Source organism: Bhargavaea ullalensis (assembly GCF_042432615.1).
GTDB lineage: Bacteria > Bacillota > Bacilli > Bacillales_A > Planococcaceae > Bhargavaea > Bhargavaea ullalensis.
The window spans coordinates 1-18,927 of record NZ_JBHLWY010000044.1 but is presented as its reverse complement, the minus strand read 5'-3'; the positions used below and the strand labels follow the sequence as shown (position 1 = coordinate 18,927).

Genomic DNA, 18,927 nt, shown 5'->3' with positions numbered 1-18,927 from the left:
AAGGATGTTCAGGAAAAAGAAAAACTGTAGCCAAAGGAGCATTAGGCTCACTTTGTCTACAGTCTGAACCGTGTTGCCTTTACGCAACACGGTTTTAAATATCACATCTCCTCCAATATCCTAATCACCTTCAACAACTGCCGGTTCTCCGGCACATCCACACCATATTTCTCTCCGAGCTCAATCACTTTTCCGGCCATGTATTCAACTTCGGTTTTGCGGCCGTGTTCGATGTCCTGCAACATGCTCGTTTTGCCTTCGGGTGCGAGGCTTTCGAGCACAGGGCGGGCGCGCTGGATGTCGGCGCCGGTCAGGTTGACGCCGGCGGGCTTTGAGATCTGGACGACCTCGTTCATGACGGATTCAAGCCAGTCGCGGGCGCTTTTCACATTCTGGAAGACGGAGTACGGGGCGCGCAGGACGGCGGACGTCTGGTTGATGCCGACGTTGAGCATGAACTTCCACCACATTTCACGCCAGATGTCGTCCGGAATTTCAAATGGGACTTCTGCTTGTTCGAACAGTTCCCGAACGGCGGCTTCTGCTCCCGGGTATTCGCCGTCTTTCGTGCCGAAGACGATTTTTCCTAATTTGGAGTAGGAGATCTCCCGGTCTTTCCGCTGGGCATCGATGCCAACGCACATGCTGTACAGAACGGCATTGTCCGGGAAGGCGGCTTTCAGCTCGTCTTCACTCGAAATGCCGTTGAGCAGCGGGAGGAGGATTGTCTCTGGCCCAACGAACGGCCGGACGCTTTCAATCGACTCTTTCAACTGGTCATTTTTGACGCCGAACAAGATGAGGCCGGCCGGGCCGGCTGCTTCATCAATCGGACTGTACCGGAACCGGGCGCTGCGTCCGTTGATCGCGAGGCCCTGTTCGTTGTAGCGGACCAGCCGCCTCCGGTCGACAAGGACGGAGAACCGGTCGCCTAGATGCTGCTGAAGTTTTTCGCCGTATGCCGCGCCGATGGCCCCGAGGCCGATGAGCGCGGCGTTTTCGATGGATTTCATTCTGGTTATCCCACCTTTCGCTTCGCTTAAAAGAAGTGTAGCATATTGAAGAGAAGGAAGATTGGAAATCTACTATTAGTTTCGGAGGGATGGCAGATGGACGTGCGTTCATTGAAAGAAAAGCTGTTGGCAGATTACGAGGGTGCGCTGGATCTGGACGGCGTGAACGGCGGGAGACTGGCGGAGCGGCTCGCCGTACTGTCGGAAATCGGGCGGACGGAAGACGGCGGCGTCAACCGGCCGGGATTTTCTATGGAAGAAAAGCGGGCGAAGCAGCAAGTGATGGAGTGGATGACGGAAGCCGGTTTTGAGGTCCGCCAAGACGGCGCGGGCAATGTGATCGGCCGGCTTGCGGGCAAGACGGAAGGCGCTGCATTTGCGGCCGGCTCGCATGTGGACAGCGTACCGAACGGCGGGAATTTTGACGGCCCGCTCGGTGTGCTCACGGCTTTGGAAGTGGCGGAAGCCTGGAAAGAGACCGGTTTCGTGCCGCCAGTGCCTTATGAAGTATTGGTTTTCTCTGAAGAGGAAGGGTCGCGATTTGGGGCCGGCATTCTCGGCAGCCAGGCGATGACGGGTGATCTGGACCGCGAAGTGGTGGAAAGTCTGACCGACAAAGAGGGCCGTTCGTTCGCGGAAGTGATTGAAGCCGTCGGAAGTTCGGCCGAGTCGTTTTTTAAAGCAGCCCGCGATTTGGATGAAATCGGGTTTTACGCGGAAGTGCATATTGAACAGGGGAAGCTGCTGGAAGAAGCGGACCGGCCGGCGGGCATTGTAAAGGGCATTGCAGGTCCCGCATGGCTTGACGTCGTGTTCCGGGGGTCCGCCGGACATGCCGGCAATACGCCGATGGCCGGCCGGCGGGATCCGCTTGTCGCTGCGGGCCGCTTTGTGTCCGAGGTGAGTTCACTTCCGGCGGCGTTCAGCGAAACGGCGGTCGCGACGGTCGGCCGGCTGAATGTGTCGCCGAACGGCACGAATGTCATTCCCGAGCAAGTGGAACTGACAGTGGACATCCGGGACCTTGACAAGGCCTCGCGTGACGGGCTGGTGGACAAGGTGCGCGAAACCGCACAACGCTGCGCAGCAGAGCGGGGAGTGAACGTCGATCTCCGGCTGGCTTCGTCGATTGATCCGGTCCCGGTATCGGAGGTAGTCCGGGCTGAGCTGCGCGAAGTATTCGGCGAGCTGGATCTCGAGGTGATGGAATTGATGAGCGGTGCGGGCCATGACGCCATGATCCTCGGCCGCCACGTGCCGATGGCGATGATCTTCGTACAAAGCAAAGGCGGTGTGAGCCATAACCCGGCGGAATGGTCGGACCTGACCGACTGCCTGCACGGCGTTCATCTGCTCAAGAAGTTCGCGGAGCGGCAGATGGAGAAGATGGCGGGGGAGTAAGGGACTGCTGAAGGGGAAGCGGAATCAAAATGGGACGGACGGCGGTGAAACAGGGGATTGCAGGCGCGAAAAGATGCGAAGCGGGCGCGAAAACCACCTAAGCAGGCGCGGAAATTCACCTGCGAGGATTGCGGTCGCGAAAAGGCGTAAAGCGGGCGCGGAAACTCGCCCGGGAAATCGTGGCAACAGAAAACCGGGGTGCCCATCGTGAATCTTCCACTCTCCCCGGCCGTATAAGAACCGGGGGCGATTCGATGAAAACTTATTGGTGGAGACAGCTGCTCGTGGCGGGGTTGCTCGTGGTGCTGGCGGTTGGATTGGATTTATATATGAGGCAGTTCCCGCCGGAATCTTCCGGAATCGTGGGGCACCTGGTTTTATTCCTGGCGGTTGCTGCGGCATTGGTTGCCTGCAATCAGCTGTTGTTTCATTATTCCCAGGCGAATCCGGGGTTCATGAAGCATCGGATCTGGAACAAGATGAGTCTGGTCATTGTTCTTTGGCTGCTTGTCTCGTCTGTCATCCTGGTGGTCCTGCTCATGGTGACGCCGTTGCCTGATCTCATTCAAGATCATTTATGGATGATGTATTTGATCGGTATTTATTTTCTCTTCATTATGAATCTGCTCGCTTTGTCGGTTGTCCATCGTTTGGTCGAACCGCAAACGACGGCCGAGCGGAAACTGATTTACACATGGATTGCAGGGGTCGCGGTCGTTGCCGTCAGTTTCTTTGTTGTTTGATTCCACTTTAAAGGAGCTGGTCCCATGGTATTATCCGCAAATCAATTTCGGGAACAAATCAGATCGGGTCTCCACACAGGACCGACATCCGGATTTTGCGAAGGATTTGTCCAGGCGAACCTGGCCGTGCTGCCGAAAGAGGAAGCGTTCGACTTTCTCCTGTTTTGCCAGCGGAATCCGAAGCCGTGTCCGATCATCGACGTGACGGACGTCGGTTCGGCGGTGCCAAAGTTGTCTGCGCCCGGTGCGGATCTCCGGACGGATATTCCGAAATACCGAATATATGAAAAGGGAGCCCTCGTCGATGAGCCAACAGATCTGATGAATTACTGGCGAGACGATCTGGTCGGATTCCTCATCGGCTGCAGCTTCACGTTCGAAGAAGCGCTGGTCCGAAATGGCATCCTGATGCGGCACAATGAGGAAGGCGTGAACGTTCCAATGTACCGCACTTCGATCGAGACGGTGCCGGCCGGCAGGTTCTCCGGCCCGACCGTCGTCTCGATGCGGCCGGTCCGCAATGAAGACATCGTTCGTGCCGTTCAGGTGACGAGCCGATTCCCGTCCGTTCACGGGGCACCGGTCCATATCGGAAATCCCGAAGAAATCGGCATCGAGGACTTGTCCCGGCCCGACTACGGCGATCCCGTCACCATCCGGGAAGGAGAAACGCCGGTGTTCTGGGCATGCGGCGTCACCCCGCAGGCAGTTGCCATGCATACGAAGCCCGCGCTCATGATCACCCACGCGCCGGGGCATATGTTCGTGACGGATCTGAAGACGGAGAGCCTCGGGGTGATCTGAAATGGTGATGTTCGCTGTTCACCGTTTGGAGGGATGTTCTTCAGGAAAAGCCTGAAACTTATTCACGGGCAATATCGTATAACAGGTATCTCTCTTTATAGATTGGATGCTTGGTTCTATGATGATTTTTCTGATTGCCTTGTCGGCTTGGCTCGTCTGCCTGCTGCCGATTTATTTGTTCATCCGGAGGGCGAACAAACGGGAGACCGGGGAGGAGCGGATGCCGGCCGTCATGACCCTGGTCGTGTCGGGCTTGATTTCGCTGTTTCCTGCCGGTGCGCTGGCCGCAATCCTGCTGGCGGTAATGGGCTCGGTGCATACAATCGGTCTGGTGTTCGGGATTGATCTTTCCGGCTGGAGTCTTCTTTTGCTGGCGACGGCGATTTTCGCGTATTTGTTTACACTCGATTCGGTGGTCGCGGTCATCCTCGGGGCAGTTGCGGGGGATGGACCGGTTCAAAGTTTGATCCTGTTTGGGATCAGGTGTTTCGCCTTTTTTGCGATCTGCCGGCTTTTCGGTGCGGAAGAAAGGGGAAGTCTGATATTGGGCGTCGGGGTTGCTTCAGTCATTTCTGCATTTGAATGGCTGATTGAGAGGAGAGAAAGACGGGAACCGCCGGCAAAGGGATAAAATTAAATGGGCAGGCTTCGCAGAGGCGGAGCCTGTTCTTTTTGTCTTTATATCATTTTTTGATATATCTATGGATAACTTTCCGCCCACCATGCTATATTGGTTTTGGATATATCACTTAACGATATAAGGAGCGGGGGGAATAGCTTGAACAAAAATGAACAGCTGACGGATTCGATGTTTTATATCATGGCGGTCCTGGCGCAGCCGCGGCATGGCTATGCCATCATGAGCCAGATTGAGGAGACGTCGGAAGGGGCCATCACGATCGGGCCCGCCTCGATGTATACAATCATCAAGAAGTTATTGAAAAGTGAATGGATTTACCTGTATGACGACTCAGATTCGAGGAGGAAGACGTACCTGCTCACCGATAAGGGCAGGGAAGTGCTGGAAGAAGACTTGAAAACTAGAAAGCTGATGATCCAACTGGCAGAAAACGGACTGAAGGAGGCGGGGAAATGAAGAAGACCAAGTACATCACATCAGGCGGGCTGGCGTTTTCGGAGGAGAAAGACATGAAAAAACTGCAGCGATTCTCCCGCGAAGGTTGGCACTTGAAGGATTTTGCATTCATGGGCTATACACTGGAGAAAGGGGAGCCTGCAGATTTCATTTACAGCGTTGATTACCGGACTTTGGAGGACGGAGAGGAGGATGAGTATCTGGATGTATTTGACTCCTCGGGATGGTCGCATGTTGCGTCAGCTGCAACTATTCACTTGTTCCGGGCGCCTGCCGGAACGAAGCCGCTTTATACCGACCGAGAGACGACGGTCGAGAAATACGGCAGGAACAGTGCATGGATCGGAAAGGCGGCCCTTCCGCTCGTCCTGCTGACTGGAATTGCGTGGGCGGGAGCCATCCTGAGCACCGGAATCCTGAATGCATTCTTTTTCGTCGCAGCAGTCATCCTGACCGTTATGGCGGTTCCCGCTGCCTGGACTGCGCTCACGGCGTATGAGAACAAGTGGAAAGCGGCAGGCAGGATTAAAGCGGCCAGCCTGGCGAAAGTGTTGCCTTTCCTCATCGTCATGGGAGCGCTGATCGCCTTCGTCGGATTCAGCAATACGAATGCTGCGGTCAAAATGTTTCTTTCCATGCTGGCCGGGGCTCTCGCGCTTCCTCTGCTTGTCTGGGCGGTGATGGCTTCCGCGAACCGCCTCCGGGCTAAATAATTCAATCGACCAAGCCGGTCTGCCGATTTTTCGGTGGGATCGGCTTTTGTTTACAAGTTGCACCGGAAGGCGTTCTGGACGAAGATAGAAGAAGAAACAACCCATGAAGGAGGTCCCCCCGATATGGCCGCCCAGCATGACTTTACAACCGGTCCGCTCGCCCGGCAGCTGTATTCATTCGCGTGGCCGATCTTGCTTGCGAACCTGCTTCAAGTTTCTTATCAGCTTATCGACAGCCTGTGGGTCGGGAACCTGATCGGGGCGGATGCGCTCGGAGCGGTGTCGCTGTCGTCGACGGTGCTGTTCACGGTGCTCTCGTTTGTGATCGGACTGAACAATGCGGCGCTGACGATCCTGTCCCAGCAGAAAGGGCGGGGAAGCGAGGCGGGCCTGAAGCGATATCTGAATGCATTCGTCGTGCTCATGTCTGCGATGGCGATCGGGCTCGGACTCGTCGGGTTCGCCGCGGCCACCCCGGTCCTGCGGCTGCTCGGGACGCCGGACGTCATGATGCCGCTCGCCGTCAGCTATCTGAAGATCAACTTCATCGGCATGTTGTTCCTGTTCGGCTATAACTTCATCACGACGGTGCTTCGGTCGGTGGGAGATTCCAAGACGCCGCTTTATTTCGTGACGGCTGCGGTCGTGTTGAATACGGTGCTCGATCCGCTCTTCATTTCCGGGTTCGGCCTGGGGATCCAAGGGGCGGCATATGCGACGATCGTGTCGCAGGGCGGCGCGTTTGCATTCGGATTTCTCTATATCCGCCGGAAGAAGCTCGTGCCGTTCACGAAGCCGTCCATCCCGAATGCACGTGAAGTGAAGGACATCCTGAAGCTCGGCATTCCGGCTGGGCTTCAAATGAGCGTCATTTCCGCGGGCATCATGGCGATCATGAGCGTTGTCGCTTCGTTCGGTCCGGCCGTCGTGGCGGGCTACGGGGCGGCGCAGCGGCTCGACAGCCTGATCATGCTGCCGGCACAGGCGCTCGGCACGGCGGTCAACTCGATGGCCGGGCAGAACATCGGCGCCGGGAACTGGGACCGGGTGGCCCGGATCACCAAATACGGGTTCCTCTTCAACCTCGTCGCCATGCTCATCCTGGCAGCCGTGCTTTTCCTGTTCGCCGAGTTCGGGATCGGGCTGTTCATCGATGAGCCGGAAGCGGTGGCATTCGGAGCGGATTACCTGAAGATGATCGCGTTTTTCTACCCGTTTCTCGGGATCAACTTCATCTTGAACGGCACCGTGCGTGCGGCGGGCGCGATGTTCCAGGTGCTCGTGCTCAACATCATTTCATTCTGGGTGCTGCGCTATCCGCTCACCTGGCTTCTCGCCGGATGGTACGGCGAGAAGGGAATCGCACTCGGCATGGGCATCAGTTTTGCCATCAGCAGCATCGCCGCCTTTCTTTATTACCGGTACGGCGGCTGGCGTCAAATCAAGGCTATCAGCGAGGAGGAACCGACATGAAAGCAGACAGCATTATTTTCGATCTCGACGGCACACTGTGGGACTCCCGCAAGGCGGTCGCGGAATCATGGACGCAGGTGATCCGTGAAACGCCGGGCGTGCAGGGCGAAGTGACCGAGGACGACCTGACGAAAACGATGGGTCTTCTGATCGAAGAAATCGGAGAGATCCTGTTCGGGGATCTGGAAGAAGAGAAGCGGACCGCGCTCATGGATGCGTGCGTCCGGCATGAAAATGACCGGGTGGCGGAAACAGGTGGCGTGCTGTATCCGGGGCTTGAAGAGGCGCTGGAAGAATTGTCCCGGAGGTTCCGGCTCTTCATCGTCAGCAACTGCCAGGATGGCTACATTGAAGCGTTTTTCAAGGCACATGGGCTGGAGGGGTTTTTCGAGGACTATGAAAACCCCGGCCGCACGGGTCTGCCGAAAGGCGACAATATCCGGCTCGTCGTCGAACGGAACGGATTGAAAGGCCCCGTCTATGTCGGCGATACGGAAGGCGACCGGAAAGCTGCGCGGCAGGCCGGCGTCCCGTTCGTCTGGGCTGCGTATGGATTCGGCGATCCGGAAGAGTGGGACGCAAAGATCGGAAGGATCGGGGAGTTGTCCGCGATGCTGGAGAAGCCCCGCAGTGATTGATCCGACGATTGATCATTCCGGCTCGAAACAGGGTAAGGAATCATGACGTCATTCAGAGCACAGGAGGCCATGATGAAACCAAAAACAAGATATCAAGCCAAAGCGCTTGCCGAAACGAATCCGGTGAAGCAGGTTCGCCAGATGAACCGGGGAATCCTGACGGCTTTCGGAGCGATCGGGATTGCGCAGGGGCTGAAGATTTTCACGCATAAGGCCGTGACCGGGAAATGGGATCTTAAGCAGGCGTTCACGACCGGCGGCATGCCGAGCTCCCACTCTGCCGGGGTGTCCGCGCTTGCGGCGTATGTGGCGTCGAACAAAGGAGCGCGGCATACGGAAACGGCGCTCGCCGTCGTGTTCGGCACGATTGTCATGTATGACGCGCAGGGGATCCGCCGGCACACCGGCGAAATCGCAAAGCTTGTGAATGATCTGGAGGACAATTTTGTCAAGCTGTCGGGCGAGTTTCCGAGCCTCGAATACGTGGAGCAGGAAAAGGAACTGAAGGAACTGCTCGGCCACCAGCCGCTGGAAGTGCTTGTCGGCGGGCTGTTCGGCGCCGGTCTTGGCTACACGATGGCGAAGATCGAGAACCGCGAACGCGAGATGGAGCAGGCGCGCGGCCGCCGCACCGATCATCTGGATTCATGAAAAAGGCTTTCCGGTGATTCAAACCGGAAAGCCTTTTTTTATAATTGTTCAAACGCATGTCCAAACCGGTACAGTTTCTCTTCTTCGCCGTGCCTGCCGATGAGCTGCATGCCGATCGGGAGCCCGGTTTCCGAAAATCCGCACGGCACGGACAAGCTGGGATTGCCGGTGAAATTTGTCGGGGAGGTGAGCCGCAGAAGCGAGGGCACGACGTCCATTCCTTTGCCGTTCACGGTTACGACGCGCTGTCCGATGTCGGTCGGCAAAATCGGCAGCGTCGGGGCAAGCAGCACATCCGCTTGTTCAAACACTTCATTGTAGGCATCGGCCAGCCGCTGTCTTTTCTGCTGGACCTGGACGTAGTTCCAAGCCTGGAGCTTCACGCTTTCCGCGATGCGCGCCAGCACTTCCGGCGAGTAGCCGTCCGGCTGTTCTTCCATGAGTTGCCGGTGCACGGCCGCGGCTTCGGCCTGGATGGTGACCATCTGGGCATGCATGATGTCCGGCATTGCCGGAATGCCGACGTCGATGACCGATGCGCCGAGCGAGCGGAACCGGTCGGCGGCGTGCCGGACCGCTGATTCGATTTCAGGATCGATGTCTTTGTAATACGGAGCGGGCAGGCCGATTGTCATGCCTTCAATGCCTAAATGGAGTTCTGCCGTGAAGTCAGGCGGGGTTTCATTCAACGAATGGGGGTCTGCCGGATCGTATCCGGACAGCACATTCAGCAGCACTGCGTTCGCTTCCACGCCATCCGTGATCGGCCCCGGGTGGTCGAGCGTGTCGGCAAGCGGAAAAATGCCCCGCTTGCTGATGCGGCCGAATGTCGGCTTCATGCCGGTGAGGCCGCAGGCAGACGACGGGATCCGCACCGATCCGCCGGTGTCCGTCCCGATGCCGGCAATCGCCATGCCTGAAGCGACGGCGGCCGCCGACCCGCTGCTGGATCCGCCGGATATTTTCTCCCGGTCATACGGATTCCGGACCGGTCCAAAGTGAGACACATCCCCGGTCGGGCCATAGGCGAACTCGTGGGTGTTCGCTTTTCCGATGATGATGGCACCGGCATCCCTCAGCCTGCGGACGACCGCTGCGTCTTCGTCCGGGATGAACGATTCGAAGATTTTGGCACCCATCGTCGTCCGGATGCCTTTCGTCTCGATCATGTCTTTCACAACAACCGGAATGCCGTGCAGCGGCCCGCGCAGGCGGCCTTCATCCTGTTCGCGGGTGAGCAGCGCGGCTTCCTCGAGCGCTTCTTCTTCACAGACGGTGATCAGCGCGTTTAATTCCCGGTTTTCCCGGTCGACCGCGTCCAGCGCCTCCCGGGCGAGATCCAGCGGGGACAGGTTCTCTTCTTTGATTCCCCGGATTGCCTGAGTCAGTTTCATGTCGGATTCCCCCTTTGCGCAAGGGTACGGGAAGTCTGAAAGAAAGTCCACCCGGCGGCTGTTCCCGGTGAGGGGGATGGGATACAATGGGCTTATCCATACATAAGTTGGGATATAGGATGGCAAGGGGGTGAAATTCATGCAACAACAGTCATTCAGCGAAGAGGCGATTGCGCAGAAAGGCCTTCAGCGGATTGCGACTTGGGGGAAGGTCATGGGGATCATTATGATGATCGCCGGGGCGCTTTCGGCGATCGGCGGCCTTTTTTACTTTATCGTCGGTGCCATTCCGGGCGCCATCTCGGTGTTCCTCGGCTGGCTCATCTACAAGACCGGCGACGCGGCCGCGGCCATCCGCAGGGGCGGAGACTCCCGTGCGCTCAGCGATCTTCTTCATCATTACGGACTTTTTTTGTTCATCAGCTTCATCATGGCAGTCGTCAGTGTGGTCGGGGGGATCCTCATCTTCCTGATCATGGGCGTGTTCATCTTCTCGAGTTTCAATAATGGATTTTAAATCAGGCAGGGCAATCCGTTCAGGCGGGTTGCTTTTTTTATGTTTTAAAAAGTTAATTCTGAAAGTTGGCAAGATAATTGCAAGATATCTGTTCAACCAATAGAGGAGGGGGAAAGACATGCGAATCAACAAAATGTTTTCCACGGTGGATGTCCATGTGGCGGGGGAGCCGCTGAGGATCATTACGGACGGACTGCCGGAAATCAAGGGAAAGACCCAGTTGGAACGGCGTTCATACTGCATGGAGCATCTCGACGGCATCCGGAAGACGCTCATGCTGGAGCCGCGCGGCCATCACGGAATGTACGGATGCATCATCACGCCGCCGGCCGAAGAGGGGTCGGACTTCGGGGTGCTGTTCATGCACAACGAAGGCTGGAGCACAATGTGCGGCCACGGCATCATCGGTGTCCTGACGATGGGCATCGAAACCGGACGCTTTGAAATGAATGAAGAAAGCGGGAAGTTCGTGATCGACAGCCCCGCCGGACGGGTGGTCGCGCGTGCGGAGTTCGACGGGACGAATGTGCGGTCCGTGTCGTTTGAGAACGTGCCGTCATTCGTTCTGGAAAAGGATCTGCAGCTTGAAGTGGACGGACGGTCGCTGACGGTGGATATTTCATTCGGCGGTGCGTTTTATGTCATTTTCGACTCTGCACAGCTGGGGCTGTCCGTTGAAAACCGGGACCTTCCGGAGCTGCAGAAGTGGGCGACGAAGATCAAGAAGGAAGCTGAGCGGCAGGTCGACGTCGTGCATCCGTTCGAGCCGGGATTGACAGGCATTTACGGGGTCATTTACTCAGACCGGCCGAAGAAGCCGACGTCCGATCTGCGCAACGTCACCGTCTTCGCCGACGAGCAGATTGACCGTTCCCCTTGCGGCACCGGCACATGCGCACGCCTGGCGAGCCTTCATGCCCACGGACAGCTGGCGGAAGGAGAAAGCTTTGTCCATGAAAGCATTACCGACGGCCAGTTCAAGGGCACCATCCTGTCTCTGACAAAGGTCGGCGACCAAGCCGCGGTGGTTCCGGAAATCACCGGAAACGGTTATCTGACAGGCATTCACCAGTTTCTCCTGGACCCGGAAGACGAACTGCCGGAAGGGTTTTTATTGGAGGAAACGGAGAGGGAGACCGTTCAAGCGCGGGACTAGAGAGATGTCAGTTTATTATACACAACGTTGCAAAGTGTCTAAGAATCTAAACAGTATGAGGAGGGAAAATTCATGAAATGGAATCAGCGGATATTCGGAACGTCGGTATTGGCAGGCATGCTGCTTCTGGCCGGATGTTACGGAGGAGGCGGGGAAGCAGAAAAGGACAGCAGTGCCGGAACGGGTGACAAAGCGGCAAGCAGCGGCAAGCAAGTCCTCCATCTCGCGGCGGGCGGTGAGATTCCGACGCTTCAGACGAACGGCTCGATGGACGGCCTGTCGCAAACCGTTCTTCAAAACGTGGTGGAAGGGCTTTTCCGCCTGGATCAGAATGACAAGGTGGTCCCCGGTGTGATTGACGATTATGAAGTGAGTGAGGATGGGCTCCATTATACGTTCAAGCTGAAGCAGGATGCACTATGGAGCAACGGGGAACCGACAACGGCTCATGACTTTGTCTACGCATGGAAGAAAGCGCTTCATCCTGACACGGTTTCGCCTCATGCGTACCTGATGGGGGCCATAAAAGGCGCGGATGGCATCCAGGATCCGGATTCACCGTCTTACGGGAAAGTGGACGAGCTTGGGGTGAAAGCAGCGGATGATTACACGCTCGAAGTGGAATTGGAAAATGCAGTGCCGTACTTTACAGAATTGCTGTCTCACCCGGTTTTCTATCCGCAGCCGGAGGAATATGTAAAATCCCAAGGCGATAAGTATGCGCTGGAAGCAGACACAATGGTGTACAATGGCCCGTTTGTTCTCAGCAGCTGGGATCATGATGCAAAATGGGTGCTGAAGAAAAACGATCAATATTGGGATCAGGACACTGTCCAGCTTGATGAAGTCGAAGTCAAGGTAACAAAAGACACCGCCACCGAGGTGAATCTGTACGAGACCGACACTGTCGATGTGGCAAACCTGTCTTCTGAGTTCATCGACGTGTATCAGGACAGTGACGAATACAACACCTCGCTTAAGTCTGAAGTGTATTTCATGAGAATCAATCAGCGCAATGAACAACTTCAAAACACGAACATCCGGAAAGCGCTGGATATGGGCTGGGATAAAGAGCAGGCTACCAAAATGATTTTGAAAAACGGAGCCATTCCCGCTTATTTCCTCGTCTTCCCAGGGTTTGTCGAATTGCCGGACGGGGCGGATTTCCGAGACGCATATGGTGATTTGAACAAAGGCACGATTGAAGACGCGCAGGCGCTTTGGCAAAAAGGGCTGGACGAGCTGGGGGTTCAGGAATTGACGTTTGAGATGCTCAGCTACGATGACGAACAGCGCAAGTCGGTCGCCGAGTTCATGAAAAATCAGCTGGAGAAGAATCTACCCGGTCTGACGATCAAAATCAATCAGCAGCCAAACAAACAGAAGATTGATTTGGAGGCCAACCAGGACTATGACCTGAGCTATTCCGGCTGGCGCAATGATGTGGCTGATCCGGTGGAGTTCCTCACTGTGTTCCAATCGGACGGCGCCTACAACTGGCAGGACTTTAAAAATGACCGCTACGATGAAATTTTGAAGAAGGCACAGACGGACTTCACCGATGAAATGGGCCGTTACAAAGAGCTTCAGGAAGCGGAGAACATCTTGATCGGGGAAGAAGCCGCCATTTCACCCCTGTACCAGGCAGGATCCGCGCGTCTGATCAAGCCGTACGTAAAAGGCTTTGCGGCTCACGGGAACTCCACATTCACCTACAAGTGGACGACTGTCGAAAAGTAATTCCTTTCAAAAACGAATTTAATCACTCAGACGGGAGGGTGAGAGAAGATGAAAAAATACGTTTTCAGCAGATTCGGATACATGCTGTTCACGTTTCTGCTGATCGCAACATTCACCTTCTTCCTGATGCATACGCTGCCCGGCTCGCCGTTCAATGATGAACGGCTGTCGGCCGCGCAGAAGGCGATGATGGCCAAACGGTATGGATTGGATGAGCCGCTGGCCGTTCAGTATTTCAAGTATCTGGGCAATTTGCTCGCCGGTGATCTTGGAGTCAGCTTCCAGTTTGACGGCCGGTCGGTGACGAGCATCATCGGTGAACGGATCGGGGTGTCGGCAATTCTCGGTGCCCAGTCGCTGATCGCCGGAACGGTGCTCGGCCTGCTGCTCGGCATCATTGCGGCGTTGAAGCACAACACGTTTCTCGATTACGGCTCCATGATCATTGCCGTACTCGGGCTGTCGATTCCGAATTTCGTGTTTGCCGGATTGCTTCAATACTGGGTCGGCGTCCGCCTCCAGTGGCTTCCTGTCGCATTCTGGGAAGGGTTTGAATACTCCATTCTGCCGACGATTGCGCTAGCCGCATTTGTCGTGGCGACAATCGCCCGCTTCATGAGAAATGAAATGCTCGATGTGCTCGGCAATGATTACATCGTGACCGCCCGGGCAAAAGGAATTCGCGAGTCGCTTCTGATCATCCGCCATGCGCTCCGCAATGCGATGATCCCGATCGTGACGATCCTCGGCCCGCTTGCAGTTTCGCTGATGACCGGGACGCTTGTCGTCGAACAGATTTTCAGCATCCCGGGGCTCGGTGAGCAGTTCGTCAAGTCCATTCTGACCAACGACTATCCGGTGATCATGGGCGTCACGCTGTTCTACAGCTTTTTCTTTATCCTCATCGTGTTCGTTGTTGACATTTTGTATGTCCTCATCGACCCGAGGATCCGTCTGACAGGAGGTGGAAGCCGTGCGAATGGATGATGCTGAATTGCATGATGAGTTATTTGAGCTGTCTGGTGAGGAAGGTCGCAAAAAGCAGGCGCGGGCGTCTGTTCCTTCCACCTCGTATTGGAAGGATTCCTGGGGACGGCTGCGGAAAAACAAAGGAGCATTCGCCGGGCTGATCATGATCGGGCTCATCCTGTTCCTGGCGGTGGCGGGCCCGTACATGAACTCACACGGCTTCGATGACCAAAATCTTGAGCATGCCAATTTGCCTCCGAAGGTTCCGGGGCTTGAGAAGATATCTTGGCTCGGCATGAGCGGGGCGGATATCCGAGGTGTTGATCAGTACGAAGCGAAAGCAGTCGAGGATTATTACTGGTTCGGGACGGACAGTCTCGGACGGGACATTTGGACGAGGATCTGGGAAGGAACAAGGATTTCACTTTATATCGCGTTTCTTGCCGCTGCGCTGGATCTGGTGCTCGGCGTCGCCTACGGCAGCATCTCGGCCTATTACGGCGGCCGGGTGGACAATGTGATGCAACGGATCATCGAAGTACTGATCGGAATCCCGAGTCTCATCGTTGTGATCCTGCTCATCCTTGTGCTGCAACCGGGAATCATTTCAATCACGCTTGCCATGGTGATCACCGGCTGGGTGAACATGGCCCGGATTGTCAGGGGACAAGTGCTGAAGCTGAAAAACCAGGAGTTCGTGCTGGCTTCACGGACGCTCGGAGCGGGTGATGCCCGGCTCATGGGCGGCCATCTGATTCCGAATACGCTCGGACCGATCATCATCACAACCATGTTCACGATTCCAACTGCGATCTTTACGGAAGCGTTCCTCAGCTTTATCGGACTCGGCCTTCAGCCGCCGATCGCTTCACTCGGAACGCTCGTCAATGACGGGTTCAAGATGATGAAGATCTATCCGCATCTGCTCATGTTCTCGTCGATCATCATCAGCCTGATCATGGTAAGCTTCAATCTGCTCGGGGACGGGCTGCGGGATTCGCTGGATCCGAGAATGCGCAAATAAGGAGGAGGACGGACGATGGAAACCATTCTTTCGGTGAACAACTTGAACGTTTCATTTGATACGGATGCCGGAGAAGTCCAGGCGGTCCGCGGAGTGGAGTTTGACCTCCAGCGCGGTGAGATCCTCGCCGTCGTCGGGGAGTCCGGATCCGGCAAGTCGGTCATGTCAAAAAGCCTGGCAGGACTCGTGCCAAAACCTGCGGGGCGCGTAAAGGCTGGCAGCATTCTCTATAAAGGCGAAGACGTCACCAAGTTCAGCAAGAAGCGCATGCGGTCGCTCCGCGGCGCGGAAATCTCTATCATCTTTCAGGATCCGATGACTTCGCTGAATCCGACGATGCCCGTGAAAAAGCAGATCATGGAAGGGATGCTGACCCATCAGAAAGTGTCCCGCAAAGAGGCCGAGGTGAAGATGCTGGAGCTCCTGAACCTGGTCGGCATTCCGGACGCGGAGGAGAGGGCGGCGCTTTATCCGCATCAATTTTCAGGTGGCATGCAGCAGCGCGTGGTCATCGCAATGGCCCTTGCCTGCAACCCGGAAATCGTCATCGCGGATGAGCCGACGACTGCACTCGATGTTTCAGTCCAGGCCCAGATTCTGGACCTGATCAAAGATTTGCGGGACCGGACCGGCACCTCGTTTCTTTTCATCACGCATGATCTCGGCGTTGTGGCGGAGGTTGCGGACCGGGTCGCGGTCATGTATGCGGGGAAAATCGTGGAGATCGGCAAGACGGACGAAGTGTTTTACAATCCCCAGCACCCGTATACGAAAGGGCTCCTTGAGGCGATGCCGGATTTGAAACTCGGCAGCGACGAATTAAAGACGATTCCGGGCTCGCCGCCGAACCTCCTTTATCCGCCCAAAGGAGACGCCTTTGCGGAGCGCAATGAACATGCGTTGAAGATTGACTTCGAGAAGGCCCCGCCGATGTTCAAGGTGAGCGATACCCACTCCGCGGCAACATGGCTGCTGCATGAAAAGGCCAAGAAGGCTGCCCTCCGGATTGAACAGATGAAGATTAAAGGGGAGCTGCATGCATCCGCTGAAGAAGTCCCGGCTCCGGACCGGACGGAAAAGCTTCTTGAAATTCGTGATTTGAAGCAGCATTTCCAAATCAACAAAAAGCACACCGTGAAGGCGGTGGACGGGATTTCCCTGGATGTGTTCAAGGGAGAAACATTCGGGCTTGTCGGGGAATCGGGCTGCGGAAAGTCAACCACCGGCCGGACGATCATCGGGCTCAATCCCCGGTCCGGAGGAGAGGTCCGGTATATGGGAGAAGACGTGCGCTCCATGAAGCAATCTGAGTTGAAGAAGAAAATCCAGATGGTCTTCCAGGATCCTTATTCTTCCCTCAATCCGCGCTGGACGGTCGCCGACATCATCGCCGAAGGAATGGATATCCACCGGCTCTACTCTGACCGGAAAGAGCGGATGGAAAAGGTGCATCAACTGCTCGAGACGGTCGGTTTGGCGAAAGAGCATGCCAACCGCTATCCCCATGAATTCAGCGGCGGGCAGCGGCAGCGCATCGGCATCGCCAGGGCATTGGCCGTGGAGCCGGATCTGATCATCGCCGATGAACCGATCTCGGCGCTTGATGTGTCGATCCAGGCACAGGTCGTGAACTTGCTGAAAAAGCTGCAGAAGGAAAAAGGGCTCACCTATATTTTCATCGCACACGATTTGTCGATGGTCCGCTATATCAGCGACCGGGTCGGGGTCATGTACAAGGGCCGTCTCGTGGAGGTGGCGGATAGCGACGAACTGTATGAAAATCCGCTGCACCCATATACCCGGTCTCTCCTGTCGGCCATCCCGGTTGCCGATCCCCACGCCACCCGGTCAAGAGAGCGGATGGAGAAGGCGGAGTTCGTGCACTCGGAAGAAGACCGGTTCCTCGAAGTAACACCGGGCCATTGGCTTCTTTGCTCAGAGGAAGAGGCGTCCCGCCATGCTGCCGGAAACTTGGCCGGTGACCGCTTGTTGCCGGAGGGGGAACTGGTATGAAGCGATTGCTGCTCGTGTGTTTGATTCCTGCCGTGTTGCTTCTGGCAGCCGACGTTGTCTCGGGAGGGAAACTTGCGGATCCGCTATTCTTGTTCGGAGCCGGCCTGTTTTGGGTGGGAGGCGCCGTGCAGGTGGTTCGTTCAGGCGTGTTTGACGGATTTATCCGCTCCTTCAAATCATTCCGCCGCCAATCGTCAAAGGTGGAAGCCTATGTGTCCGGGATGACGGACGGGGAGGAAACGGCCGAACCGGCGAAAAAGAACGATGCATTCAAACTTGCTGTTGTTTTAGGAAGTTTGTTGATCTGCGGAACGGCCGTCAACGGATTTTATCTTTATTAAATCAAAGGAGATGGGGAAATGGGTCACTACGAAACCATCCGTACGGAAATGGACCGGCTAGGGCTGGATGGAATGATTATTACGGGGGAATGGAACCGGCGGTATGTGTCGGGCTTTACAGGCAGCAACGGTGTCGTTCTGGTCACCCGCGACAAGGCGGAATTCATTACGGATTACCGGTACTTTGAACAGGCCGGTGAGCAGACGGGGCTTGAAGTCGTGCTTCACGCCGAGCATACCGGGCACAAGCAGAAAATTTATGATGAAGTGGCGCGTGAGATTGAAAAGCACGGGCTGAAGCGCGTCGGGTTCGAACAGCAGCACGTGAGCGTCGGAAACTTCGATCGGCTCAAAGGCCAGACGGGGGCGGAACTCGTTCCGACGTATGACTTGATTGAAAATATCCGGATGATCAAGACGCCCGAGGAGATCGAGAAGCTCCGTGTTGCCTCCAAGATCACGGATGAGGCGTTCGAACATATTCTCGGGTTCATCCGGCCCGGGCAGAAAGAGACGGACGTGGCGGATGAGCTCGTCCGGTTCATCAAGGAACAAGGCGGACATTCGGTCGGGTTCTATCCGATTGTCGCGTCGGGCGTCCGTTCGTCAATGCCGCATGGCCGGGCGAGCGACAAGGTGATCGAGGACGGCGACATGATCACGATCGACTTCGGGGCGAATTACGAAGGCTATTGGTCGGATATTTCGCGGGTCGTGGCGGTCGGACAGCCAGACGAGAAAATGCTGGAAATCCAGGACGTCGTGCTGCGGTCGTTCATGAACTGCCGAAGCCAGATCAAGCCGGGCATGACCGACACAGAAGTTGACGCGAAAATGCGGGAGGTCCTGATCGAAAGCGGATACAACGAACGCTCCGGAACCGGCACCGGACACGGCATCGGCCTGGAAGTCCACGAAAAGCCGCTGTTCTCGGTGGACACGGAAAAAGTCCTCCAGCCGGGCATGGTGATCACGATCGAACCCGGCATTTATCTGCCGGGCGTCGGCGGAGCACGTGTGGAAGACGTGCTACTAATCACCGAAGACGGCTGCGAAGTGCTCACGCCGTCAACGAAAGAGTTGGTGATCCTGGAAGGGTCACCGGCCGGGAAATAAAAGAAGAAGGGACCATCCGGAGAAGATCCGGATGGTCCCTTTTCGGTTGAAGGAGGGTGTTACTGACGCGCTTTAAAGTCCGGCAATTGACGGTGTCTGTTGTCCGCCTTTTGACGAAGACCTTG

The 18,927-nt window shown here is 56.1% G+C and carries 19 protein-coding genes; 17 read left to right on the top strand and 2 right to left on the bottom strand.

Annotated features, from left to right (window positions below):
• Positions 1-101: 101 nt before the first annotated feature.
• Entirely contained in the window at positions 102-1,013 is a 912-nt protein-coding gene (locus tag ACFFIY_RS13875) for a ketopantoate reductase family protein (protein WP_354199312.1), read from the bottom strand.
• Between the two features lie 96 nt (positions 1,014-1,109).
• On the opposite strand from ACFFIY_RS13875, the gene ACFFIY_RS13870 reads away from it, so the two are divergent.
• The 9 genes from ACFFIY_RS13870 (at position 1,110) to ACFFIY_RS13830 (ending at position 8,532) form a co-directional block, all read left to right on the top strand.
• Entirely contained in the window at positions 1,110-2,414 is a 1,305-nt protein-coding gene (locus ACFFIY_RS13870) for a Zn-dependent hydrolase (protein WP_354199310.1), read from the top strand.
• A gap of 254 nt (positions 2,415-2,668) precedes the next feature.
• On the top strand, positions 2,669-3,157 hold the full coding sequence (locus ACFFIY_RS13865) for a hypothetical protein (RefSeq protein ID WP_354199308.1): 489 nt from the start codon (positions 2,669-2,671) through the stop codon (positions 3,155-3,157).
• A 24-nt stretch (positions 3,158-3,181) separates the two neighbouring features.
• Positions 3,182-3,961 carry a putative hydro-lyase gene (locus ACFFIY_RS13860; protein WP_354199306.1) on the top strand — a complete coding sequence of 260 codons (780 nt, stop codon included), beginning with the start codon at positions 3,182-3,184 and terminating at the stop codon, positions 3,959-3,961.
• Positions 3,962-4,079: 118 nt separating this feature from the next.
• Positions 4,080-4,592, top strand: a complete 513-nt coding sequence (locus ACFFIY_RS13855) for a hypothetical protein (protein ID WP_354199304.1) — start codon at positions 4,080-4,082, stop codon at positions 4,590-4,592.
• Between the two features lie 147 nt (positions 4,593-4,739).
• The gene (locus tag ACFFIY_RS13850) at positions 4,740-5,057 is read left to right on the top strand and encodes a PadR family transcriptional regulator (protein ID WP_098049690.1); all 318 of its coding nucleotides are present in this window, start codon (positions 4,740-4,742) and stop codon (positions 5,055-5,057) included.
• Positions 5,054-5,770, top strand: coding sequence for a DUF2812 domain-containing protein (locus ACFFIY_RS13845; RefSeq protein ID WP_354199301.1), 717 nt, complete (start codon positions 5,054-5,056; stop codon positions 5,768-5,770). The genes ACFFIY_RS13850 and ACFFIY_RS13845 overlap by 4 nt, the downstream gene beginning before the upstream one ends.
• A gap of 123 nt (positions 5,771-5,893) precedes the next feature.
• Positions 5,894-7,243 carry an MATE family efflux transporter gene (locus ACFFIY_RS13840; protein WP_354199299.1) on the top strand — a complete coding sequence of 450 codons (1,350 nt, stop codon included), beginning with the start codon at positions 5,894-5,896 and terminating at the stop codon, positions 7,241-7,243.
• Positions 7,240-7,881 (top strand): HAD family hydrolase, encoded by a 642-nt coding sequence (locus ACFFIY_RS13835; RefSeq protein ID WP_354199297.1) that lies wholly within the window; start codon positions 7,240-7,242, stop codon positions 7,879-7,881. Before ACFFIY_RS13840 ends, ACFFIY_RS13835 begins: the two co-directional genes overlap by 4 nt.
• A gap of 72 nt (positions 7,882-7,953) precedes the next feature.
• Entirely contained in the window at positions 7,954-8,532 is a 579-nt protein-coding gene (locus ACFFIY_RS13830; RefSeq protein WP_354199295.1) for a divergent PAP2 family protein, read from the top strand.
• Positions 8,533-8,570: 38 nt separating this feature from the next.
• Here ACFFIY_RS13830 and ACFFIY_RS13825 read toward each other — a convergent pair whose 3' ends face one another.
• Complete coding sequence (locus ACFFIY_RS13825) at positions 8,571-9,926, bottom strand: amidase (RefSeq protein ID WP_354199293.1); 1,356 nt, start codon at positions 9,924-9,926, stop codon at positions 8,571-8,573.
• Between the two features lie 139 nt (positions 9,927-10,065).
• Here ACFFIY_RS13825 and ACFFIY_RS13820 point away from each other — a divergent pair, with 139 nt between their 5' ends.
• The 8 genes from ACFFIY_RS13820 to ACFFIY_RS13785 all read left to right on the top strand — a co-directional run bounded on the left by ACFFIY_RS13820 (position 10,066) and on the right by ACFFIY_RS13785 (position 18,802).
• Complete coding sequence (locus ACFFIY_RS13820; RefSeq protein WP_354199291.1) at positions 10,066-10,443, top strand: DUF5362 family protein; 378 nt, start codon at positions 10,066-10,068, stop codon at positions 10,441-10,443.
• A gap of 118 nt (positions 10,444-10,561) precedes the next feature.
• Positions 10,562-11,599: a proline racemase family protein gene (locus ACFFIY_RS13815; protein ID WP_354199289.1), complete on the top strand. Its 1,038-nt coding sequence runs from the start codon at positions 10,562-10,564 to the stop codon at positions 11,597-11,599.
• 72 nt (positions 11,600-11,671) lie between these two features.
• A complete protein-coding gene (locus ACFFIY_RS13810) occupies positions 11,672-13,339 on the top strand; it encodes a peptide ABC transporter substrate-binding protein (protein ID WP_354199287.1) in 1,668 nt (555 codons plus the stop codon).
• A gap of 48 nt (positions 13,340-13,387) precedes the next feature.
• Positions 13,388-14,326, top strand: coding sequence for an oligopeptide ABC transporter permease (opp3b, locus tag ACFFIY_RS13805; RefSeq protein WP_354199285.1), 939 nt, complete (start codon positions 13,388-13,390; stop codon positions 14,324-14,326).
• Positions 14,319-15,332 (top strand): oligopeptide ABC transporter permease, encoded by a 1,014-nt coding sequence (gene opp3C / locus ACFFIY_RS13800; RefSeq protein WP_354199314.1) that lies wholly within the window; start codon positions 14,319-14,321, stop codon positions 15,330-15,332. Before opp3b ends, opp3C begins: the two co-directional genes overlap by 8 nt.
• Positions 15,333-15,347: 15 nt before the next feature.
• The gene (locus tag ACFFIY_RS13795; RefSeq protein ID WP_354199283.1) at positions 15,348-17,345 is read left to right on the top strand and encodes an ABC transporter ATP-binding protein; all 1,998 of its coding nucleotides are present in this window, start codon (positions 15,348-15,350) and stop codon (positions 17,343-17,345) included.
• Positions 17,342-17,686, top strand: coding sequence for a DUF3899 domain-containing protein (locus ACFFIY_RS13790; protein ID WP_354199281.1), 345 nt, complete (start codon positions 17,342-17,344; stop codon positions 17,684-17,686). The genes ACFFIY_RS13795 and ACFFIY_RS13790 overlap by 4 nt, the downstream gene beginning before the upstream one ends.
• Before the next feature lie 18 nt (positions 17,687-17,704).
• On the top strand, positions 17,705-18,802 hold the full coding sequence (locus ACFFIY_RS13785; RefSeq protein ID WP_354199279.1) for a M24 family metallopeptidase: 1,098 nt from the start codon (positions 17,705-17,707) through the stop codon (positions 18,800-18,802).
• Positions 18,803-18,927: the final 125 nt, after the last annotated feature.